20 protein-coding genes are annotated in these 21,762 nt (G+C 43.0%); 13 read left to right on the plus strand and 7 right to left on the minus strand.

Annotated elements, in window-relative coordinates; all coding sequences use genetic code 11:
* The first annotated feature begins 334 nt into the window (after positions 1-334).
* Positions 335-1,273, plus strand: a complete 939-nt coding sequence (locus tag ACP14V_RS04610; RefSeq protein WP_272609536.1) for a calcium/sodium antiporter — start codon at positions 335-337, stop codon at positions 1,271-1,273.
* Between the two features lie 67 nt (positions 1,274-1,340).
* On the opposite strand, the gene ACP14V_RS04615 is transcribed toward ACP14V_RS04610, so the two are convergent.
* Positions 1,341-2,351, minus strand: a complete 1,011-nt coding sequence (locus ACP14V_RS04615; RefSeq protein ID WP_136565752.1) for a glutamine synthetase beta-grasp domain-containing protein — start codon at positions 2,349-2,351, stop codon at positions 1,341-1,343.
* 210 nt (positions 2,352-2,561) lie between these two features.
* Here ACP14V_RS04615 and ACP14V_RS04620 point away from each other — a divergent pair, with 210 nt between their 5' ends.
* From ACP14V_RS04620 to pyrF, 9 genes are all read left to right on the plus strand, one after another.
* Complete coding sequence (locus tag ACP14V_RS04620) at positions 2,562-4,748, plus strand: glutamine synthetase III (protein WP_272609537.1); 2,187 nt, start codon at positions 2,562-2,564, stop codon at positions 4,746-4,748.
* 66 nt (positions 4,749-4,814) lie between these two features.
* On the plus strand, positions 4,815-5,993 hold the full coding sequence (locus ACP14V_RS04625) for an AIR synthase related protein (RefSeq protein WP_272609538.1): 1,179 nt from the start codon (positions 4,815-4,817) through the stop codon (positions 5,991-5,993).
* A 47-nt stretch (positions 5,994-6,040) separates the two neighbouring features.
* Positions 6,041-6,496: a Rieske 2Fe-2S domain-containing protein gene (locus ACP14V_RS04630; RefSeq protein ID WP_272609539.1), complete on the plus strand. Its 456-nt coding sequence runs from the start codon at positions 6,041-6,043 to the stop codon at positions 6,494-6,496.
* A 23-nt stretch (positions 6,497-6,519) separates the two neighbouring features.
* Positions 6,520-6,957 carry a thioredoxin family protein gene (locus ACP14V_RS04635; protein ID WP_272609540.1) on the plus strand — a complete coding sequence of 146 codons (438 nt, stop codon included), beginning with the start codon at positions 6,520-6,522 and terminating at the stop codon, positions 6,955-6,957.
* Positions 6,954-7,952, plus strand: a complete 999-nt coding sequence (locus ACP14V_RS04640) for an FAD:protein FMN transferase (RefSeq protein WP_272609541.1) — start codon at positions 6,954-6,956, stop codon at positions 7,950-7,952. The genes ACP14V_RS04635 and ACP14V_RS04640 overlap by 4 nt, the downstream gene beginning before the upstream one ends.
* A gap of 8 nt (positions 7,953-7,960) precedes the next feature.
* The gene (locus ACP14V_RS04645; RefSeq protein ID WP_136565758.1) at positions 7,961-8,170 is read left to right on the plus strand and encodes a DUF4266 domain-containing protein; all 210 of its coding nucleotides are present in this window, start codon (positions 7,961-7,963) and stop codon (positions 8,168-8,170) included.
* Positions 8,171-8,252: 82 nt separating this feature from the next.
* Positions 8,253-9,479 (plus strand): DUF3570 domain-containing protein, encoded by a 1,227-nt coding sequence (locus tag ACP14V_RS04650; RefSeq protein WP_272610285.1) that lies wholly within the window; start codon positions 8,253-8,255, stop codon positions 9,477-9,479.
* Between the two features lie 65 nt (positions 9,480-9,544).
* A complete protein-coding gene (gene prfA, locus ACP14V_RS04655; protein WP_272609542.1) occupies positions 9,545-10,621 on the plus strand; it encodes a peptide chain release factor 1 in 1,077 nt (358 codons plus the stop codon).
* Positions 10,622-10,651: 30 nt separating this feature from the next.
* Positions 10,652-11,482, plus strand: coding sequence for an orotidine-5'-phosphate decarboxylase (pyrF, locus tag ACP14V_RS04660; protein WP_272609543.1), 831 nt, complete (start codon positions 10,652-10,654; stop codon positions 11,480-11,482).
* Here the strand turns inward: pyrF and ACP14V_RS04665 are convergent.
* Positions 11,479-11,673 (minus strand): hypothetical protein, encoded by a 195-nt coding sequence (locus tag ACP14V_RS04665; protein WP_136565761.1) that lies wholly within the window; start codon positions 11,671-11,673, stop codon positions 11,479-11,481. The two genes, pyrF and ACP14V_RS04665, sit on opposite strands and share 4 nt — an antisense overlap.
* Positions 11,674-11,880: 207 nt before the next feature.
* Between ACP14V_RS04665 and ACP14V_RS04670 the strand changes: the two genes are divergently transcribed.
* Positions 11,881-12,387, plus strand: a complete 507-nt coding sequence (locus tag ACP14V_RS04670; RefSeq protein WP_272609544.1) for a hypothetical protein — start codon at positions 11,881-11,883, stop codon at positions 12,385-12,387.
* A gap of 223 nt (positions 12,388-12,610) precedes the next feature.
* Here ACP14V_RS04670 and ACP14V_RS04675 read toward each other — a convergent pair whose 3' ends face one another.
* The 4 genes from ACP14V_RS04675 to ACP14V_RS04690 form a co-directional block, all read right to left on the minus strand.
* The gene (locus tag ACP14V_RS04675) at positions 12,611-13,315 is read right to left on the minus strand and encodes a DUF4197 domain-containing protein (protein ID WP_136565763.1); all 705 of its coding nucleotides are present in this window, start codon (positions 13,313-13,315) and stop codon (positions 12,611-12,613) included.
* A 194-nt stretch (positions 13,316-13,509) separates the two neighbouring features.
* The gene (locus ACP14V_RS04680; RefSeq protein ID WP_272609545.1) at positions 13,510-15,300 is read right to left on the minus strand and encodes a RagB/SusD family nutrient uptake outer membrane protein; all 1,791 of its coding nucleotides are present in this window, start codon (positions 15,298-15,300) and stop codon (positions 13,510-13,512) included.
* 31 nt (positions 15,301-15,331) lie between these two features.
* Positions 15,332-18,586, minus strand: coding sequence for a SusC/RagA family TonB-linked outer membrane protein (locus ACP14V_RS04685; protein WP_272609546.1), 3,255 nt, complete (start codon positions 18,584-18,586; stop codon positions 15,332-15,334).
* 29 nt (positions 18,587-18,615) lie between these two features.
* Positions 18,616-19,869, minus strand: coding sequence for an alkaline phosphatase family protein (locus ACP14V_RS04690; protein ID WP_272609547.1), 1,254 nt, complete (start codon positions 19,867-19,869; stop codon positions 18,616-18,618).
* Positions 19,870-20,039: 170 nt separating this feature from the next.
* On the opposite strand from ACP14V_RS04690, the gene ACP14V_RS04695 reads away from it, so the two are divergent.
* Both ACP14V_RS04695 and ACP14V_RS04700 read left to right on the plus strand, forming a co-directional pair.
* On the plus strand, positions 20,040-20,642 hold the full coding sequence (locus ACP14V_RS04695; protein WP_272609548.1) for a TetR family transcriptional regulator: 603 nt from the start codon (positions 20,040-20,042) through the stop codon (positions 20,640-20,642).
* A complete protein-coding gene (locus ACP14V_RS04700) occupies positions 20,642-20,884 on the plus strand; it encodes a CBU_0592 family membrane protein (RefSeq protein WP_272609549.1) in 243 nt (80 codons plus the stop codon). Before ACP14V_RS04695 ends, ACP14V_RS04700 begins: the two co-directional genes overlap by 1 nt.
* Positions 20,885-20,900: 16 nt before the next feature.
* On the opposite strand, the gene purU is transcribed toward ACP14V_RS04700, so the two are convergent.
* Entirely contained in the window at positions 20,901-21,749 is an 849-nt protein-coding gene (gene purU, locus ACP14V_RS04705; protein WP_272609550.1) for a formyltetrahydrofolate deformylase, read from the minus strand.
* Positions 21,750-21,762 lie beyond the last annotated feature (13 nt).

Consider the following 21,762-nt stretch of genomic DNA (forward strand, 5'->3'; position numbering starts at 1 on the left):
GTAGTCTTTTAAATGAGATGGCCCTTCAATATTTTTAATGTGTCTTGGAACTAGTTACATATTTAAATGTAAAAACCTTGAAAGAATTATAAAATGTTATAATTGTAGGGCTGTTTTTAAGTCTTTTTTGAAAACCAAGGGGAGTATGGTTTAAAAATGGGGCTTTTATGGTCATTTCATTAATGGGGCCGATAGGATTCAATAAATTCTTTCGCCATTTTTCATAACAAAACTGCGCTTGGTTTAGATAGATTTTTGCTCAAGTTGGCAACACTTTTCTTGAAGCTCAACCATTAATAAATCTTCATATATATTTGCCACAAATTCGTACTCTTTGGAAAACATACTTTTTATTGTTCTGGGTCTTGTATTGTTAATTGCAGGAGGAAACTGGTTATTAAAATCCGCAGTGGCACTTTCCCTCAGATTGGCTATACCCAAAATTGTAATTGGGATGACGGTGGTTTCATTTGCCACATCGGCTCCGGAACTAATTGTAAGTATTAAAGCAGCTTTGGATGGATTTCCAGATTTGGCCTTGGGCAATGTGGTAGGCTCCAATATTGCAAACCTGGGCTTGGTATTGGCCGTTACCGTACTTATGGGAAGTATAGATGTCCGAAAGAATTTTTATACCACCGATTGGCCTGTAATGATGGTAGCTTCATTACTTTTTTGTGGATTTATTTATTTTGATGGGGTACTGCAACAGTATGAGGGCATTATTCTGGTTGCTATGCTGTTCTTGTTCTTGGTTTATCTTCTTCGTTTTCAAAAAACGGCCGTTGTGGATGAAATGCCGGAAGATGATACACCTCTTCCTATGTACAAGACTACATTGTTTTTAGGTTTGGGTGGTACCGCACTTTGGGGTGGCTCAGAATTTTTGATTGATGGGGCAGTGGGAATGGCATCTTCTTTTGGGGTGAGCGACAGGGTTATTGGGATAACGGTGGTTTCTGTAGGTACCAGCATCCCAGAACTGGCGGCTTCTGTAATTGCAGTGTTGAAAAAGGAAAAAGCTATTTCGCTGGGGAATTTGATAGGGTCCAATATTTTTAACCTTTTGGCGGTTTTGGGGATTACTTCGATAATCACCCCAATAACTGTTGTGGACCAAGGCCTGCTCTCAAGTGATATTTTTTGGATGTTGGGTATATCCTTTCTGATACTTCCCTTGGTATTTTTCCCTAGAGGCTTACGACTTGGATGGCGGGACGGTCTAGTGCTTCTTGCCTTTTATGCGTCTTTTGTATACATTACCATAAATTAAAAAACCGCCCCATGGGGCGGTTTTTATATAGTCAACAATTAATCTATGCATTATGGGGCATGCTACATTATACCTTGGCTGATTTTACCGTGGTGATAATTCTGGCAGCCACTCTATATGGATCCGCATTGGAAGCAGGTCTTCTATCTTCCAACCATCCTTTCCATCCCTTTTCAACGGTTAGGATTGGAATACGAATGGAGGCTCCTCTGTCTGAAACTCCGTAGCTGAAATCGTGGATGGAAGCTGTTTCGTGCTTTCCAGTCAATCGTTGGTCGTTGAACTCACCGTAAACGGCAATGTGCTCAGAAGCAACTGGTCTAAAGGCTTCACATATTTTTTCATACACTTCTTTGGAACCACAGGTTCTTAGTGTGCTGTTAGAGAAGTTGGCGTGCATACCGGAACCGTTCCAATCTCCTTTAATGGGTTTTGGGTGGTATTCAATATAGTAATCATACTCTTCGGTCAATCTGTCCAATAAATAACGGGCAATCCAAATTTGGTCTCCGGCATTTTTGGCGCCTTTGGCAAAAATCTGGAATTCCCACTGGCCACAGGCTACTTCTTGGTTGATACCTTCGAAGTTTAGGCCAGCTTCTATACAAAGATCCGCATGTCTTTCAACAATTTCCCTGCCATGAGTGTTTTTTCCACCAACAGAGCAATAGTAAAGACCTTGCGGTCCAGGGTAACCTCCAACAGGGAAGCCTAGAGGAAGTTGGGTATGGGTATCCATAATAAAATATTCTTGTTCGAAACCGAACCAGAAATCATCGTTCTCATCATCAATGGTGTTCCTTGAGTTAGAAACGTGAGGTGTGCCATCAGAGTTCAATACCTCAGCCATTACCAAATAACCATTCTTTCGAGCTGGGTCAGGGTAAATGGCCACAGGCTTCAATAAACAGTCAGATGAACCACCTTCTGCTTGCTGGGTAGAACTCCCATCAAAAGACCAAATGGGGCAATCTTCCAATTTCCCGCTAAAATCGTCCTCAATTTTAGTTTTGCTTCTCATGTTGGCCGTTGGCTCATAACCATCCAACCAGATGTACTCTAATTTAGATTTGCTCATAATCGTGCTAGTTATTTGTTCTCAAATTTATGATTGACAAAAATATATTTTTCATCCGAGAATATATCTTTTGCAGGGTTAAAATGACAAAATCAACGATAAAATTTTTGTTGCCCCTGTTTTTGAGGGGGTAATATGAAAAAAAAGTATTTTTCGTCCGTAAAATTATTAAATTGTTAATTGTAGCTTTGCATATTAAATCGCTTACCGATGCCAAAAATGAGATTCAATGCTCTGACAGAGAGTAGAAAAAGGGAACACATTACCATTGATGAAGCTGGGAAACGTTCCGAACTGTTCGGGAAGAATGTGTTCAACGAGGATAAGATGCTCCAATTTTTGACCAAGGAGGCTTTTGACAATGTAAAGTCGGCCATCTTTCAAGGGAATAAAATTGATAGAAAAATAGCTGACCAAGTGGCCGAAGGGATGAAAGCTTGGGCGTTGTCCATGGGAGCTACGCATTACACACATTGGTTTCAACCCTTGACGGGTGCTACGGCAGAGAAACACGATGCTTTCTTTGATATTTTGCCTGATGGAAGAGCCATGGAAAAGTTTGGCGGTGCCCAATTGGTGCAGCAAGAACCTGATGCGTCCAGCTTTCCCAGTGGAGGAATCCGAAACACTTTTGAGGCTCGTGGATATACGGCATGGGACCCAACATCGCCGGCATTTATTTATAAAACAACCCTCTGTATTCCAACCATTTTTGTGGCGTATACGGGAGAGGCCCTAGATAATAAGGCGCCGCTCTTGAGGGCGTTGCATGCCATTGACCAAGCGGCAACGGATGTTGCACAGTATTTTGACAAAAACGTACGCAAAGTCTATGCTACCCTGGGTTGGGAGCAGGAGTACTTTTTAATGGACAAGGCGCTGGTTCAATCCCGATTGGACTTGGTTATGGCGGGACGTACCCTTGTGGGCAATCTCGCAGCAAAAGGACAACAATTGGATGACCATTACTTTGGGGTGATACCACCAAGAGTGCTAAGTTTTATGAGCGATTTGGAAAAACAATGCACCAAATTGGGTATTCCGGTAAAGACAAGGCATAATGAGGTGGCACCAAACCAGTTCGAGCTGGCTCCAGTATTTGAGGAGGCCAATCTTTCTGTTGACCATAATTTATTGCTGATGGATGTCATGGAAGAGATTGCGGACAGACATGATTTTAGGGTGCTTTTTCATGAGAAGCCATTTGAAGGTATCAACGGTTCTGGAAAACATAACAACTGGTCATTGGCAACAGATACAGGGGTGAATCTGCTAAGCCCGGGTACCACACCGATGAAAAACCTTCAGTTTTTAACATTTTTCGTGAACACCATCAAGGCGGTAGATTCGTATGAAGAATTGTTGCGTGCCTCCATAGCATCGGCCAGTAATGATCACAGATTGGGGGCCAACGAAGCACCACCTTCCATACTTTCCATTTTCATTGGCAAACAGCTGAGCGATGTGTTGGACGAATTGGAAGGAGTTTCCAAAGGAAAACTGTCGCCAGAGGAAAAAACAGAACTCAAGCTAAATGTGGTAGGGAAGATTCCAGAGATACTTTTGGACAATACGGATCGTAATCGTACTTCCCCCTTTGCTTTTACAGGGAATAAATTTGAGATGAGAGGTGTAGGTTCCAAGACCAATTGCGCCAAACCCATGACCATACTCAATACCATTGTGGCTAAACAGCTCACCGAATTTAAAAAGGAGGTGGATGCGCTTATCGATAAAAAGAACCTTAAAAAGGATGAGGCAGTTTTCAATGTTTTAAGGGAATACATAAAAACCTCCAAGCGTATTCGTTTTGAAGGTGACGGGTATGGAACAGAATGGCAGGAAGAGGCCAGAAGGAGAAAATTGAGCAATAACAAGAACACTCCGCAGGCATTGCAAATAATTACTTCCAAGGAAAGCATTTCCCTGTTCAAGGATATGGGAGTTATGAGCGAGGTGGAACTCAAAGCCCACCAAGAGGTGGAATTGGGAGCCTATATATTTCATATTCAAATAGAAGGGCGGGTGTTGGGTGAAATGGTCTACAACCATATCATCCCGGCTGCCATTAGGTATCAGAATGTATTGTTGGAAAACGTTTCCGGATTAAAAGAAGTCTATGGTGCTGCCCATAAGAAGGTGGCGGAGACTCAGCTGAATATTTTGGAGCAGATTGGTGAGCACATCATGGAAATCAAAAAATTGACAGACGAAATGACCGATGCCAGAAAACGGGCCAACGGACTTTCCACCGCACATAAAAAAGCACAAGCATATTGTGACAATGTGAAACCTTATTTTGATGTTATTCGTGCACAGTCCGATAAACTTGAAAAACTTATTGCGGACGATTTATGGCCATTTACCAAGTACAGGGAACTATTGTTCGGAAAATAGGAAAGAAGGAAAACAGACCTAGCGATTAATTCGTGGCTTTCCGTTATTTTTGCCCAAAGCTTTAAAATGTCATCTGAAACCAGTAAAAGATATGCGCAGCGAGGAGTTTCGGCCTCTAAGGAAGATGTGCACAATGCCATTAAGAACATTGACAAAGGCCTTTTTCCACAGGCGTTCTGCAAAATAGTCCCTGATTATTTAACAGGAAGTGAAAAACACTGCTTGGTAATGCATGCCGATGGTGCCGGGACCAAATCTTCCCTGGCTTATATGTATTGGAAGGAAACCGGTGATATTTCGGTTTGGAAAGGGATTGCCCAAGATGCCTTGATCATGAATGTGGACGACCTTATTTGTGTAGGGGCCACAGATAACATTATGTTGTCTTCCACCATAGGAAGGAACAAAAACCTGATTCCCGGAGAAGTCATTTCGGCTATAATCAATGGAACAGAAGAGCTTATTTCTGATTTGGACAAGCATGGAATCTCCATCCGTTCCACAGGTGGTGAAACAGCGGATGTTGGCGATTTGGTCCGAACCATTATTGTCGATTCCACGGTAACCGCCCGGATGGAACGTTCCAAAGTCATAGATAATGCCAATATTGAGGCGGGAGATGTTATTGTAGGGCTAGCCTCTTTTGGGAAAGCCACTTATGAAAATGAATATAATGGCGGAATGGGAAGCAACGGGCTTACCTCGGCCCGCCATGATGTTTTTGGAAAATATTTGGCCCAAAAATATCCGGAGAGCTATGATGCGTCTGTTCCAGATGACTTGGTGTACTCTGGACAGGTGAAATTAACGGACACGGTGCCCAATTCTCCATTGGATGCTGGAAAATTGGTACTTTCTCCCACAAGAACCTATGCGCCAATCATCAAAAAAGTTTTGGAAAAATATACTGCCGAGCAAGTTCACGGTATGGTGCATTGCAGCGGTGGGGCACAGACGAAGATTCTCCACTTTGTGGATAACCTTCACATCATAAAGGACAATATGTTCGCTATACCTCCGCTTTTCAAGCTGATCCAGGAGCAATCAGGGACCGATTGGAAGGAAATGTACCAAGTCTTCAATTGTGGGCACCGAATGGAGTTGTATGTAAACCCTAAAGTAGCTGAGGATATTATTTCCATTGCAAAACAATTTGATGTAGATGCTCAGGTCATTGGTAGGGTTGAGGCATCGGAAGACAAGAGACTTACCATTCAAAGCACGTACGGAAAGTTTGAATATTAGGCATACGAATCAGCTTAATTTCACGTTCTTTTTATAAACCTCATGCTATGGAAAGGAAGGAATTTCTAAGAAGTTTAGGGGCAGGTGCTGCATTTGCCTTAACTTTTCCCTGTTTACAAGGGTGTTCAAAAGATGGAGAACTGGAAACTTTTCCAGTATCCGAAGGTGTGGACTTTACCATAGACTTGACATCCGCAGAAGCGGCACCGTTGGCAAACAATGGCGGTTACATTTCGGTGAAATCATCGGCCAACCTAACCTATTTGGATATTGTCGTGGCCAGAAACCTTCAAGGGGAATTAATAGCGGCCAGTAAGATTTGTAGTCACCAAGGAACCGAAGAAATACGATTTATTTCTGAAGACGGCGGTGTTTTTCATTGCAGCACACATCAATCCCGATTTGCACAAGATGGGACTTCCTTGAACTTGAGTACAACCAGTAACCCCCTTAAAATATTCAATACCGAACTCAATGGCTCCATACTTCGGGTTTTTGAGTAAGTAGTTTTTTTAAGTCCCAAATCATGAAACAGTTCCTCCAAATCATATTCCTACTTGTTTTTGGAAGCCTACAGGCCCAAGAATGGCAAAGTAGCTTTGATCAGGCTGTTGGCTTGGCAAATAAAGAAAACAAACCTATCATTTTAGTGTTTTCGGGTTCCGATTGGTGTGCCCCTTGCATACGACTGGAAAAGAAGATTTGGCAATCCGAAGAATTTAAGCTGTATGCCAGCGAACATTATGTGCTCTATAAAGCGGATTTTCCGAAGAAGAAAAAAAATGAACTCCCTTTGGAATTGTCGGAAACCAACGCTGCTCTTGCCCAAAAGTTTAACCCCAAGGGCCACTTTCCGTTAGTTGTTGTTTTGGATAAAGACCAGTCAGTCTTGGGTAAAACCGGGTTCAATGTCAAGGCATCGCCCAAAAAATACATATCCATATTGAACGGCTTTATCCCATGAGAAAATTGTTTGTCCTTTTGTTCAGTTTTTCGTGTCTGCTGTCCATTGGGCAGTTGGAGCGAAGGGATATTACGGTTAAAAAGACCATGAAATTGATGGGTACCCGGTTCGAGATTACCGTAGTGGCCCCAAATGAGGAGATAGGCTATTTGGATATTGATGAGGCTGTTTCGGAAATTGAACGAATCGAAAAAATAATATCTTCTTGGGACCCCAATTCCGAAACTTCAAAAATTAATCAGAATGCAGGAATAAAACCCGTTAAAGTAAGTCCGGAACTCTATGGGCTTATTGAGCGATCCATAAAAATTTCGGAGATAACGGATGGGGCATTTGATATTTCCTATGCTTCCATGGATAATATTTGGAAGTTTGACGGTAGTATGGACAGTATCCCATCAGAAAAGGCAATTCAAAGTTCCATAGCCAAGATTGGGTATCAAAAAATACTATTAAATCCGGATGAGCGGTCGGTTTTTTTAAAGGATTCTGGAATGCGCATCAGTTTTGGTGCCATTGGGAAAGGGTATGCTGCAGACCGGGCCAAGGAGCTTTTGTCCTCCAAAGGGGTGAAAGGAGGGATTATAAATGCTTCCGGCGACCTTACCACTTGGGGAACCAAGGTGACTGGGGAGAAATGGTTGGTGGGTATTGCCAATCCGTTGAGCAAGGACAAGGTGTTCAGTTGGATGCCCATTATAGAGTCTTCGGTGGCCACTTCGGGCAATTATGAAAAGTTTATCATGTTCAAGGGAAAAAAATATTCCCATATCATTGACCCAAGAACCGGATATCCCACAACAGGAATCAACAGTGTGTCCATTTTTGCCAAACAGGCCGAACTTTGTGATGCTTTGGCAACAGCTGTCTTTATCATGGGAAAGGATAGCGGAATCCACATGATCAATCAAATAGATGGAGTTGAGGCCGTTGTGGTGGATTCCAATAATAAAATACACAAGAGTTCTGGAATCATTTTCGATACGAATCCCTAAATTTAACTATGGCTAAGCTTGCTTTTTTCTTTTTGTTGTTGATTTGTTCCAGCTCCTGTGTAGTAGTTCGGGAATACGATAAGGTATACTTGAGCGATGCCGAAATGCAATTGAGCGCACGGCCTTGCGAACGTTTTGAAACGAATTTCCACATCTATCGGGAAGCTTCTTCGGGAGCCAACGGAGGAAAAACAGGCGGCGGTTGTGGATGCAATTAAAGTGACGATGACCAAAATCCATGGTGGTTTACCCAAAAGTTTGCCCACTATCTTTTTGCTATTGTTGGGTATTTCCACAGTAATGGCACAACAAGACAATACTACTTACAAAAGACGGGTGTTGGAGACCAGTGAGGTTGATTTGCTGTTTAGTTATTATAATCAGGATGGCAATAATGCCGCGGTAACAGGGGGAGAAGGTACAGAAGAACTCACCGATGCCACCTCGAGCATTGTGCTGCGCATGCCCTTGAACGAAGATGATGTGTTAACGGTAGATGTTGGTCTGTCTGCCTATACGTCTGCTTCATCCAGTAATGTGAATCCACTGGATGGCGGGGTCAATGTTACCCCTTTTGATGCATCAACAGGGGAATCGCGTAAAGATGTATTGGCCTATATCAACCCTAGTTATCAGCATACTTCGGAAGACCGGAACACTATTTGGAGTGCCAATGCGTATTTTTCATCGGAATATGACTATTTCTCAATTGGTTTTGGGGGGAGCTATACCCGATTGTTCAATGAAAAGAACACAGAGTTGAGTCTGGGCGGAAATGTTTTTTTGGATAAGTGGAATGCTATTTATCCTATTGAACTTAGACCTGGTTTTTTTGATGATAGGGTAGAGGGGAATGGTTCCTATGCTCCCACTTTTACTGAATTTGATAAGGAAAGTCGGAACTCCTACTCGCTTTCTTTGAGTTTTTCCCAAATTATGGGGAAAAAGTTACAGGGGGCCCTTTTTATGGATGTGGTTTCCCAGAACGGTTTGTTGAGTACACCTTTTCAAAGAGTGTATTTTGGGGATGCTTCCGATTTTTTTATTGATGATTTCCAATTGGCGGATGATGTGGAACGGTTGCCGGACAGTAGATTGAAGCTTCCGTTTGGAGGTAGGCTCAATTATTATGTGAACGATTTTTTGGTGCTCCGGTCCTACTATCGCTTTTACTGGGATGATTGGGGTATTACTTCGCATACGGCCAACCTGGAACTTCCCTTTAAGTTATCGGATAAGTTTACGCTCTATCCTGCGTATCGCTATTACACCCAAACGGCGGCGGATTATTTCTATTCAAAGGAAACCGCCCTCTCCACCTTTGAATTTTACACTTCGGATTACGATTTGTCCAAATATGATGCCCATCAGTATGGAGCGGGAATCCAATACAAGGACATCTTTGCCAATACCAAGGTGTTCAGTTTCGGATTGAAGACTATAGACCTGCGCTTTAGTCAGTATGATCGAAGCGATGGCCTCAATGCATTCATTGTTACTTTGGGGACCACTTTTGTGGGGAACTGATACACTTCTTGGAAATACAATCCAACCAAAAATCGTAAATTCGCAATCTTAACGAGGATGGATCTATGCTAGACAAGCTCAACATTGTAAAACAGCGTTTTGATGAGGTTTCGGACTTGATCATTCAGCCAGATGTCATTGCCGATCAGAAGCGGTACATTAAGCTGAACAAGGAATACAAGGACCTGAAAGTACTCGCGGATAAACGTGAAGAGTATATCAACCTTACCAATAATATTGAAGAGGCTGAGGAAATCATTACAGATGGAAGTGATGCCGAAATGGTGGAAATGGCCAAGATGCAGTTGGAGGAGGCCAAAGGGGCTTTGCCCAAGTTGGAAGAAGAGATAAAGTTCTTGCTCATCCCAAAAGATCCGGAAGATGCCAAGGATGTGGTCATGGAGATTAGGGCTGGCACCGGAGGTGATGAGGCCAGCATTTTTGCGGGAGATCTGTACCGGATGTATGCCAAATATTGCGAATCCAAAGGGTGGCGTACCAATATTATCGATTTAAGTGAAGGAACCAGTGGGGGATATAAGGAAATCCATTTTGAGGTTTCAGGGGAAGATGTGTATGGTACCTTAAAGTTTGAGGCAGGGGTACATCGGGTACAACGCGTACCTCAGACCGAAACCCAAGGTAGGGTGCATACCAGTGCGGCTACGGTGATGGTGATTCCCGAAGCCGAGGATTTTGATGTGCAGATAGACCCAAAAGATGTCCGGATTGATTATTTCTGTTCTTCAGGTCCAGGCGGGCAGTCGGTAAACACTACCTATTCTGCGGTTCGGTTAACGCATATCCCCACAGGGTTGGTGGCGCAGTGTCAGGATGAGAAGTCCCAGCACAAGAATAAAGATAAGGCCTTTAAGGTGCTTCGATCTAGATTGTACGACATGGAGTTGGCCAAAAAACAAGCCGAGGATGCCGCTAAAAGAAATTCCCAGGTAAGTAGTGGTGACCGTTCGGCAAAGATCAGAACATACAATTATCCCCAAGGCAGGGTAACAGACCATAGAATTGGCCTTACCCTTTACGATTTGCAGAATATCATCAATGGAGATATCCAAAGAATAATTGATGAGTTGATGCTAGTGGAAAACACCGAGAAATTAAAAGAAGCTTCGGAAATTTTTTAACGGTTAGAAGCAAGGCGAGAATACCTGTCCATGAAAATAGAGCACTTAATTTCACAGATCCATCAAAAGAAATCCTTTCTATGCGTTGGATTGGATACAGATCTAGATAAGATTCCCCAACACCTGCTCAAAGAGGAGGATCCCATTTTCGCATTCAATAAGGCCATCATAGATGCTACCCATACATACTGTGTGGCCTATAAGCCCAACATTGCATTCTATGAAGCGTATGGTCTCCAAGGTTGGAAATCCTTGGAAAGGACCATGGGCTATTTAAATGAGATGCATCCTGAAGTTTTTACCATTGCCGATGCCAAGCGGGGAGATATTGGAAATACATCCACAAGATATGCCAAGGCCTTTTTTGAAACCTTGAATTTTGATTCGATTACCATTGCACCATATATGGGCCGTGATTCCGTGGAGCCATTTTTGGATTTCCAGAATAAGCACGTCATATTGTTGGCATTGACATCCAATCAAGGGGCTTTTGATTTTCAGACCAAGAAAATTGGGGATGAAGAACTTTACAAAGAAGTTTTGGAGATATCTAAAACGTATAAAAATTCAGAAAGGTTGATGTATGTAGTGGGGGCTACAAAAGCCACCTATCTAGAGGGAATTCGGAAAATAGTACCGGAAAGTTTTTTGTTGGTGCCAGGAGTAGGGGCACAAGGAGGAAGCTTACAGGAAGTCTGCCAATACGGAATGACCCAAGAGGTTGGGCTATTGGTCAACTCTTCCCGAGGAATACTGTATGCTTCCCAAGGGTTGGATTTTGCAGATGTTGCTGCAAACAAAGCTAAAGCCATTCAAATGGAAATGGCCATTGAATTGGAAAAACTGCTTCAAAAGTCTTAGCTCAAAGCTTCCAATATCTTTTTGATGCCTTGGGCCTTTCTTCTGAAAAATTCACCCAAATGAGTATCCATGGATGAAACATTGGCTGCTTTTTCAAGAAAGTTGTTGTATCTGAACTCCAAAATGGAGATTGCCTGATTTCCGCTAGTGATCGGGGTCACAGTTCCGACTCTACAATACTGATTGTTCATATCACAAGATTTGTTATAACAAAGATACGTCCAAAACAGCTCTGTGGATTATAGGATATGGGGGTATACGTCTATAAATCAGGTACTTTATCTAAAATTTAACATTGAGGCGTGTTTTATTGACGTCCCTTTACATTTATTAAGGAATTAATTAACGTACCTTTAGGAGAGCCACTTGAACATTTTTGGAATACAAAAGACTGCCTTATGCGGAGATTGGTGCTGTCCTTTATCTTGTTGTCCACTTTTTATCTAAATGCCCAAAACACTGCTGGGTGTAATTGCTGTTCAAATGATCAAAAAGCTTTTGATTTTTGGGTGGGCGAATGGACGGTTACTAATTTCGCCGATGGTACTCCTGCAGGTAAGAGTAGTATTAACAGGGAAGAAAATGGATGTGTGATTCGTGAGAATTGGGTCAGTGCCACCTCGGGATATACTGGTACCAGCATCAACTTTTTCAACATAGCCAATCAGCAATGGGAACAGTTATGGGTAGACAATACCGGTACCCACCTAAAATTAAAAGGAAACAAGGTCGGCAATCAAATGATTCTTACTTCAGAAGAGTTTATGAAAGATGATGGTAAAATGTATAGAAACCGAATCATCTGGACCAAAAATATGGATGGTACCGTGCGGCAACTTTGGGAGGTTTTACAAGGGGACGATGTTGTATCCACGGCATTCGATGGACTTTACAGAAAGAATTAGCATGGTTGCTCAGGGGTATAAAAAAACCGGTGCATGCACCGGTTTTAAAACTAACTAACTCAAAAAAATGCTAACTCAGATAATTATAATTCTTTGCAAAATTCCCGCTTAACCGTGGGATAAAGGTTAAATTAACTTTAGGAATTTGTTATAAATGTCTCATTTTATTGAAATTATAACGACAATAAATTTCTATTATTGTGTAATTCGGAAAAAATTATGATTAATCTTGCAAAGCAAACACCTTTTTTAACAAATCGGTGGTCCTAGAGGAAATTTTTGTCCGTATTTCCTTCTCTTCTACGGCAATCATGGTATACACTCCAGACAAGGCTTGGGTGGTAGTGTAGTCGGTTAAATCCGGGTTGACATTATTGGTTAGTGGCAGGTTGTTGTACTTTGTGATGATGTTGCTCCAGATTTGGTCGGCCCCCACTTTTTGAAAAGAATTTTTGATGATAGGATTAAACTTTTCGTACAATTTTGTTTTGGTGGAACCTTCCAAGTACTGTGTGGCGGCATTGTCGCTTCCCAATAGAATCTGTCTGGCATCATTAAAGGTGATTCCCTTGACCGCCTCCACAAAAATAGGAGTGGCTTCACCCACGGCATCCTCTGCCGCACGGTTGATGATTCTTAAACCTTCATCGGCCAGATTGCCAAGACCCACATCGCGAAGGGTTTTGTCTACCTTCTGAAGCTCTTGGGGTAAAAGGATTTTTACCAGTTCATTCTTAAAAAAGCCATTCTCAAGGGCCAACTTGTCCACTTGTTTTTCAATACCCATGTTTAGGGCTTCCCTAAGACCTTGGGCAATTTCTGCATTTCCAATTCCTGTGGTTCCTTGGGGCAATTGGTTTACTACTTGTTGCAGTTCGGTGCATCCCACAAACTGAAATAGGAGAATGCATAGCAGTGTTCGTTTCATGGTATTTTTTTTTATAGTTATGGGTTGAAAATACGCCTAAACCTCAAGAAAATGGCCACCAATTGAAAATTTTCGAGGAAAATCAAGGCTTTGCAAGAGTTGCATACCCATTAAGGGTAATAATTATTGTACAAAAATGTAAAGGAGGCCTATGGCCTCCTTTACTAAAGCAAACTAACTCAAACAATTGAACCCTAATCCCAGCCAAAAACCTGTTCCAAATTGGGGTTCAGGGTAACTTCTGTAGCTGGAATGGGTCTATAATAATCTTTTGGCTCGGTAAAAGTGCCCCTCTCCGGCGTGGCTATCACATAACCGCTTGAACCGTTGGTAAGATATACGTCCACATCTTCACCAATAGTACCGGTCCTATAATAGATCAAGGTAACATCCAAACTGTTGGTCTCCCGGTCTTCGGGATTGGGAACTACATCAGAAGCGCCAAGAAGAATGATGTCTTCAATGCCATCACCCGTAAGGTCGTATTTGCCCAAACCTGGAAAGTATAAACCGCGAGGTTCCTTTTCCATCAGTTTTCCGGCTTTCCATCGATTAAGATCTTCCAACCGTCTTCCTTCCAAGGCAAGTTCCACTCTTCTTTCCCTACGTATTTCCAAAAGAACAGGGTTGCTTAGATTGGGGTATCTGGCAGCTTGAACAGGGTCTGAAGCTACGGACATGGTAAGAGTGGGCATGCCCACTCTGCCGCGCAATTCGTTTATAGTGGCATCCAAAATGCTTTGTGAAACGGAGCCCAGTTCGGCTTCCGCCTCGGCATGGGTCAGTAGTACCTCGGCATAACGGAATACTGGTACATCCACATCATTTCTAAAATCTTGATCTAAACTATTTGTAAATCCCTTGATTTGGTGATAGCCGGTAAAATTCTTGTTTAGCTGTTGTACATAGTTGGCAGCTCCAGAGGAATAGTTGGTCACATAAATAAGCTCCCACCCAGGAAAAGCATAGGTCTGACTTAATCTGGGGTCCCGATTGGTAAACTCTTCCACAAATGTCAACGTTTCATAATTGGGCTGGTCGCTCAGATAAGTACCATCTGCCATCAAGTAGCTTTCCACAAGATCACGTGCGGGAGACATCTCATAATTTCCAAAAACCCCGCTCCATGCACCACTATCCTTTACATTGGCTATATTGATGTTGGTAAAGATAACTTCGGGGTTTGAGGTCAGGTTCTCACTCGAAAACAGGGTGTAGTAATCTGAGTTGGGGTTTCCCGTGTTGTAAATGGAGAAATTACCGCTATCCATGATTTGCTTCGAAAAATTGGAAGCCATTTGCAAATAGGTATTGGCAGTTCCGGCCAAATTCAATTCGTCATGATATCTTCTGTAAGTTCCTTCATAAAGGGCATTTCTACTGGCATAGGCTAGAACCAACCATTTGTTCACAGCACCTTCGGGTTGATCTTCCAAGACATGGTCTATGGCAAACTGATAGTCCTCAAAGATTTTTTCAATGACAAATTCACGGGAGTCACTGGCTTTATACAAATCCTCGGAATCGGTGGTCAATACCGTATCATACCACGGTACATTGGAATAGCGCTTTATTTTTCCCATATAAAATTGGGCCCTGAAAAAACGGGCCAGCCCATCGTAATGATTTCTAATCTCCTCGGAAACATCTGCTTTTGGTGAATTCTCAAGGAATAGATTGACATTCCGGAGGTAATTCCAATCCCAACCTGAAGTTATGGTATTGGAGTTGGCCTCCGTGGTCATAATAGTCTTGATTTCCCGATTTCCCGTGGTAGCGGAATTATCTGTGGCTTCATCAGCGTAGTACATTCCAAATCCTGGAAAGCTGTACAGGCCGTTTATATAGATGGACAAGTCTTCTTCAGTATTGAAGAAATTGTCGGCAACGATCTCGGTTTCGGGCAAGCGCTCCAAAAAGTCGTCATTACAGGATGATACTAAGACGAGTACCATCAGAATACTTATGTTGAATACCTTTTTCATGTTTAAGGTTTAACGTGTTCGTGTTGTTTGATTAAAAATTGACATTGACTCCAAAAGAATATTTTCTCTGGTAGGGATATTGGTATCCACTGGTCTCACCCCTAGGGGCACTATAGGCAGGGTTGATACGTTCGTTGATATCGGAAACCGCTTCGGGATCGAAGAAATCTGCAATTTCGGACCATTCAAACAAGTTGTCGCCACTAAAGTACAGACGTACCGAGGAGATGCCCATGTTCTTGGTGAACTTCGCCGGAATGGTATACCCGAAGGTGATATTTTTCAGCCTTAGGTATGACCCATCCAATAGATAAGCGGTCTGGGGAATGGCCAAACCTTGGGCTTGGTCCAAACGCTCTCCCAAGTTCCTATCTGCCAACCAAGCCTGGAGTACTGGGTATCGAGCATCGGTATTTGCATTGGCCAACCCAGCATTGATATAGGATTGGGAGTGGTTGGCAACACGGTCTGCACTGTCATCGGAAGCCCGGTAAAAATCCTGTAAGTGTTCATATCCGCCCGAGTAAGGCTGTTGGTAGAAGCCCCAGTACAGATAATCCCTTGGATAGTAGTCACGTTTGGCCACTCCTTGAAGAAAAACACCAAGGTCAAAATTGTTCCAGTCAAAGTTGAGGTTAAGTCCGAAACGGTATCTAGGCAACATATTTCCAATGACTTTCATGTCTTTGGGGTCATCGGCAGACAATCCTTTTTCAATTTTTTGGTTTCCGTCCAAGTCCACATATTTGGGCCATCCTTCCACAATTTCGAGAGCTCCCCACGGAATGATGCTGGTTTCGTCCAAAGCATCGATTTCCTCTTGAGATCTAAAGAAACCATCGGAGGTAAGTCCCCAAATTTCCCCAATTTCCATGCCCTCGTAATACTGGAGAAGGCTTCTGTTGGGGTTGTCAAATCGGGTGATGGTGGATTTACTATCACTCAAATTAAATTTGGCACTGAATCGTAATGGGTTGTTGGGGTTTCCAAAGTTGTTCTGATAGCTCAAGGACAATTCCCAGCCTTCGGTACGTAGGTCTCCTGCATTTTCTTTAGGCTCACTGGCACCCAAAACGGCAGGAAGGTCCTTGCCCAGCGTGAGCATTCCTTTGGTGTCCCGGACAAAATAATCAAAAGAAGCATTGAACTTATTGTTGAACATACCAAGGTCCACGCCCACATTCTTGGAAACTACTTCTTCCCAAGTATAGTTGTTGGAAACAATGCCTGGCGCCGTAATTTTTAAAGGCAGTTCACCATCGATGATATAATCTGCCAAATCCGATCCCATGGAAGGGATATAGTCAAAGGAACCATCGTTCAATTTATCGGACCCTACATCCTGGTTTCCAAGGGAACCATAGGATGCCCTGAACTTCAATAGGTTCAAGGTTGGATATAGGGACTTCATGAAGTTTTCGTTGGCAACGTTCCAAGCGAGGGAAACAGATGGGAAGAATCCAAAACGTTTATCTTTTGGGAACCTGGATGAACCATCATATCTTCCATTGAGTTCCAAAATATAGCGATCTTTATAGATGTAATTGGCCCTGTAGAACAATCCACGCAGTGCCCATGATCGTATAAATTGGTTGCCATATAGCGTACCCGTTGCCAATTCAAGGGTGGGGAGGGAAGAGGAGATGACCGCATCCCGGTTAAGGGTCACATAATCATATCGGGACTCTTCTTGGTTGTAACCGCCCAAAAGAGTCAAGGCATGGTCACCAAAGTTTTTGTTGAAAGTTCCGTAGATGTTCAATACTTGATATCGTTCATCGGAGAATCGTTTCCATACTTCGTTTATTCCTTCTTCACGAACATCGTCCGGGCCGTATCCTATCTGAAACTTGGCATAATTGGCATCATAATTATAATGCTCTTTGCGCAGGGTATACTCGGCATTGACTTTTAGAATGTCCTTGATCAACCAAGCCTGGGTGTCAAATGTGGTCTGGAATGTATTGGTTTTACCGGTCTCGTTTCCTCCATTCGTCAAACGGGCGCCCATCCATCCAACATCGGTATTGGCCCAGCTGCCATCGGGATTTTTGTCCCAATCCGTAGGAGCAAAGTTGTATAAGGTTTGAATGTTGAAATAGGAGGGGTTTTTCCGCTTTGAAATTAGATAGGAAGTATTGTTGCCCAGACTCAGCCAATCGTTCAGTTGTACATTGACCCTACTTCTTAATCCAGTTCTGTTGAAGTAGTCATCCGCAATTTTTAAGGAACCATTGTGTTTGTTGTGCGAGGCTGAAAGATAATAGCTCACTTTTTCTGAACCTCCTGTGAAGCTTAGGTTATGGTTTTGGGAATAGGTGTTGCTGGACAAGAAATAATTGGTCCAGTTTTCATTACCCATATATTCCCATAGTCCGGGGTTGTTGAAACTTTCCCTTACTCCAACAGTGCCAAGCGGGTTGTCGCTTCGTTCCCTTGCCCAAGCCAGTCTTTCGGCTGAGGTTCCCACACCAGTCCATGGGGTATTATCCTCGGACAAACGTTGCAATGCCAGATAGATGTAGGGATCGGTGGTTTTCTCGGGTACAACGGTTGGGGTGCCTAGGGTAACATAAGTGTTGTATCGGATGGATGTCTTCTCCTTACTCCCGGTCTTTGTGGTGATCAATAGTACCCCAAAGGCAGCTCTTGCTCCGTAAATTGCCGCGGAAGAGGCATCTTTTAGTACAGAGATACTTTCAACGTCTTCTGGGGCAATCAAATTCAAAAGTGATACATCCGAAGGGACGCCATCAATGATTACCAAGGGATTTCCTCCATTGATGGAGGTAAAACCCCGAATGTTCACTACAGGATTAGCTCCGGGGGCACCACTGTTGAAATCAATGTTCAGACCCGGGGAAATACCCTGCAGGCCTTGGGTTACATTGTTGATGGGCCTAGTGTCCAATTGCTCTACGGATACGTTGTTCACAGCACCGGAAAGATTCACTTTCTTTTGGGTGCCAAAACCTACGACGACCACTTCGCCCAAGCTTTGGACATCCTCTTCCAACACCACATTTATGGTATTGGATGCGCCAACAGTCACTTCCTTGGTGGTGAAACCAATGTAGGAGAATTCCAAAACCTGGCCTTCTTCCACCGTAATGGAATAGTTTCCGTCAAAGTCGGATGCGGTTCCGTTCGTTGTGCCTTTGACCATTACGGTCACACCGGCCAAAGGTACATTGGAGGCGTCGGCGATGGTACCAGAGACTTCCTTCTGGCCATAGCCTAGGAAAGCGGTGGTTAAAAACAGTACAAAAAGTAAGTTGTTTTTCATTTCATGTTTGCATTTAGATGGTTTAGTTGTTATTTATTTTCCAAAATCCATGTGTTCAATTTGGTATTTGGGGTTTCCAGGACGAGTTTGCAAAACCCCTTGGGAAGTTTTCTTACGGAAAGGGTTGTTCCACCTTCTTCAAGGGCAACTGTCTTTACCAATTTGTAGGTGTCTTTCCCTCCCGAATTAAATTCATTGGTGTCACTCATGTACAGTTTGGCCTCCCCTTTGGCAAAGTGCTTCCAGGTCAGAACAAGCTTTTTGCCTTCTTTTTTTGCCTTTAGGTCAATGACATCTACGGGTTGTATCAAGGAGACCCCGTCCCACTCCCTTTGCACATCCATGGGTACGTTAAGGCTGAGAAAGTCAGTCATGGTAGGCAGGATGTCCACAACGGCAGGGGTCTGCTCCTTGAAGTAGGTATTTGTATTTTGGGAATTGGTCACGATCCAAGTGCTACGCTCCCGATCACTCTGGCCTCCATGACCCTTGCCATCCTTGGAACTTCTACCATGATCGGTGGTCACAATAAGCAACCATTCTTCCTTATGGGTTGATTGTCGCTTTTTTATGGCCTGCCAAATTTTGCCCACGAGGGCATCTTCAAACTGTATGGCTGCGTTAAATCGTTCGCTATCACCAAACCCATGGCCCATATCATCGGAGAACTCCAGATAGACCCATGAAGCATCCGGGGCTTTTTCAAGAATGGTCTTTGCAGCTTGGTCGGCCACCGTGTAGTCAATCAGTTTCATAAAGTTTCTTTGGGCATCATGCGGATAGTTGATGGTGTCATGCTCCAGCCCATCAAAGGCGTAGTCTACTTTTATATGGTCGGTTTCCGGGAGACCGTCACCAATGAGTTTGGTTCTATTGTCCAACCAGGAAGAGAAGACCGCTACGGTTCCGTTGGGTCGTTGGTCTTTGAGTAACTTAAAGATGGTAGGGTAGTTATAGTTGGGTTTTTTAATACCATTCCCCCATACATTGTGTTTGTTGGCCCATGTCCCCGTAAGAAGGCTGTTGTAGCCTACTGCAGAGATAGTGGGGGTTTCGGAATAGGTGTCTTTTCCACCACCAACATAGGCATTGGTGTATCCTCCCGAGGTTCCAATACTATCCAGATAAGGCGTATGGGCATTTTTTAGTTGATCGGCCGAGATGCCATCCACAATGATGAACACCACTTTTTTTGCAATGGAATCCAGCGTAGTCGTAGAGCTTGCATAAGTAGTGGTAAGGCCGAAAAGGGCAGTGAGAAAAAGAAGATAGTTAGTTTTCATGATGATGTGTTAAACGATGGGTCAAAGAAATGTAAATTGAATAAACGTTCAATTAATAAATATTTAAGTGATCGTTACGAAATTATAAAATAAATTAATTGAACGTTCAGTCAATCTATTTTTTTAAAAAAAAGAGTATTATTGCTTTAACATTATAATTTGGACGAACCATGGGAAGAAAGAGTTTGGGGCCAACAAGGCGATTGGAAATCATAAAGGCATTTTATGAGGTGTCCAAGGAGATTGGACTGGAAAATGCTTCCATAGCCAAAGTGGCCAAAGCCATGGGAATCAGCAATGGTTTGGTCATGCACTATTTTAATACCAAGGACGAACTATTGATAGGGTTGAACGAATATATTCTTCAACAACACCTTAAGGTATTGGTGGAAGATCATTTGGGAACCATAAAGACCCAAAAGGATCTTGAGGCGTTGATCTATAATCTATTTTCAAGAAAATGGAACCAGTATTTTGACGATGGGGTGTTTTATAGCTGTTATGCCCTTATCTACAGGAACAAGGCCTTCAATGACAGTTTTAAAGAGTACCTACTGCAATTGCACGATGTGCTGCGGGAAGAATTGAAACAGGCGCATAACAATGGAATCATAACCAACACTAATATTGATGAGCTCACCGAAATCATCTTTGCCTTAATCGATGGGTCCTATTACTACATGGGGATGTTCCAACAGAATGATGAGGATCATCAAAGGCAGCAAGAAATCTACATAAGGCACTGTTTGGGCCTTTTTAAATATGCGGATTGATGGGGGTTTTCTTTGAGTTGTTGGGCTGGGTTGGTTCTTATTGCTTTCTCTTTTCCTACTACATGTTGATTCGTGGAAGATGGACTTCCAATCAACCCGTATACCATTGGTACAACATTATCGGCAGTGTCCTTTTTGTAGCCAACGGCGCCTATTATTCGGCTTGGGCCGTACTCTTCATTAATTTTGTGTGGGGGGTCATTGCCTGTTTTGGACTGTATAAATCCGTGTCAGCCAAATAGTGATTCCGGTTGTCGACTATGAAAAAATCACGGTCTTATTATTGTAGACCATGGTTTTTCGGGCTACATGGAGCTGTACGGCTCGGGAAAGTACAATTCGTTCCAAATCCCTTCCCTTGGCAATAAAATCCTTGATGGAATGCGAGTGGGAAACAGCCGTGACATCCTGTTCAATAATAGGGCCGGCATCCAAATCTTCAGTTACATAATGACTAGTGGCCCCAATAATTTTGACACCACGTTCAAAAGCGGCATGGTACGGTTTCGCTCCCACAAAGGCCGGCAAAAAGGAATGGTGGATGTTAATGATTTTTTGAGGATAGGCATCAATCAATCTCGGGGATATAATCTGCATGTAACGTGCCAATACGATAAAATCCACTTGGTGTTCCTTTAATAGTTTGAGCTGTTCGGCCTCGGCATTTTCTTTGGTCTCCTTGGTAACAGGAACATGGTAAAACGGAATCTTGAACTGTTCCGCCACATAGGCCAAATCTTGGTGGTTGCTCAGGATAAAAGGAATATCGACCAACAATTCTCCAGAGTTGAAACGACTCAATAAATCATAAAGGCAATGGTTGTACTTGGATACAAAGATGGCCATCTTTGGTTTGTGGCCTTCAAGATAGGCATCCCACTCCATATCAAATTTTTTGGCAAGGGTGGCGCCGAATTCTGTCTTGAAATCATCCAAAACAATTTTCTTTTCAAACTCACTTTGCAAACGCATAAAGAAAACCCCAGCCTGTTTGTCCACATGCTGATCCAAATACACAACGTTTCCTTCTTGCTGATGGATAAAAGTGGTTACGGATCGTATAATACCGGATTGGTCGGGACAATGGATAAGTATAGTGAGCTTCATGGACGAATTTAGA

It is taken from the genome of Flagellimonas alvinocaridis (assembly GCF_965248585.1).
Classification (GTDB): Bacteria; Bacteroidota; Bacteroidia; order Flavobacteriales; family Flavobacteriaceae; genus Flagellimonas; species Flagellimonas alvinocaridis.

Excerpts from the sequence above, each read along its gene's own strand:
- ACP14V_RS04615 (WP_136565752.1), bottom strand. The coding sequence starts at position 2,351 with ATGAGCAAATCTAAATTAGAGTACATCTGGTTGGATGGTTATGAGCCA.
- ACP14V_RS04620 (WP_272609537.1), top strand. The coding sequence starts at position 2,562 with ATGCCAAAAATGAGATTCAATGCTCTGACAGAGAGTAGAAAAAGGGAA.
- ACP14V_RS04625 (WP_272609538.1), top strand. The coding sequence starts at position 4,815 with ATGTCATCTGAAACCAGTAAAAGATATGCGCAGCGAGGAGTTTCGGCC.
- ACP14V_RS04630 (WP_272609539.1), top strand. The coding sequence starts at position 6,041 with ATGGAAAGGAAGGAATTTCTAAGAAGTTTAGGGGCAGGTGCTGCATTT.
- ACP14V_RS04635 (WP_272609540.1), top strand. The coding sequence starts at position 6,520 with ATGAAACAGTTCCTCCAAATCATATTCCTACTTGTTTTTGGAAGCCTA.
- ACP14V_RS04640 (WP_272609541.1), top strand. The coding sequence starts at position 6,954 with ATGAGAAAATTGTTTGTCCTTTTGTTCAGTTTTTCGTGTCTGCTGTCC.
- ACP14V_RS04645 (WP_136565758.1), top strand. The coding sequence starts at position 7,961 with ATGGCTAAGCTTGCTTTTTTCTTTTTGTTGTTGATTTGTTCCAGCTCC.
- ACP14V_RS04650 (WP_272610285.1), top strand. The coding sequence starts at position 8,253 with ATGGCACAACAAGACAATACTACTTACAAAAGACGGGTGTTGGAGACC.
- prfA (WP_272609542.1), top strand. The coding sequence starts at position 9,545 with ATGCTAGACAAGCTCAACATTGTAAAACAGCGTTTTGATGAGGTTTCG.
- pyrF (WP_272609543.1), top strand. The coding sequence starts at position 10,652 with ATGAAAATAGAGCACTTAATTTCACAGATCCATCAAAAGAAATCCTTT.
- ACP14V_RS04665 (WP_136565761.1), bottom strand. The coding sequence starts at position 11,673 with ATGAACAATCAGTATTGTAGAGTCGGAACTGTGACCCCGATCACTAGC.
- ACP14V_RS04670 (WP_272609544.1), top strand. The coding sequence starts at position 11,881 with ATGCGGAGATTGGTGCTGTCCTTTATCTTGTTGTCCACTTTTTATCTA.
- ACP14V_RS04675 (WP_136565763.1), bottom strand. The coding sequence starts at position 13,315 with ATGAAACGAACACTGCTATGCATTCTCCTATTTCAGTTTGTGGGATGC.
- ACP14V_RS04680 (WP_272609545.1), bottom strand. The coding sequence starts at position 15,300 with ATGAAAAAGGTATTCAACATAAGTATTCTGATGGTACTCGTCTTAGTA.
- ACP14V_RS04685 (WP_272609546.1), bottom strand. The coding sequence starts at position 18,586 with ATGAAAAACAACTTACTTTTTGTACTGTTTTTAACCACCGCTTTCCTA.
- ACP14V_RS04690 (WP_272609547.1), bottom strand. The coding sequence starts at position 19,869 with ATGAAAACTAACTATCTTCTTTTTCTCACTGCCCTTTTCGGCCTTACC.
- ACP14V_RS04695 (WP_272609548.1), top strand. The coding sequence starts at position 20,040 with ATGGGAAGAAAGAGTTTGGGGCCAACAAGGCGATTGGAAATCATAAAG.
- ACP14V_RS04700 (WP_272609549.1), top strand. The coding sequence starts at position 20,642 with ATGGGGGTTTTCTTTGAGTTGTTGGGCTGGGTTGGTTCTTATTGCTTT.
- purU (WP_272609550.1), bottom strand. The coding sequence starts at position 21,749 with ATGAAGCTCACTATACTTATCCATTGTCCCGACCAATCCGGTATTATA.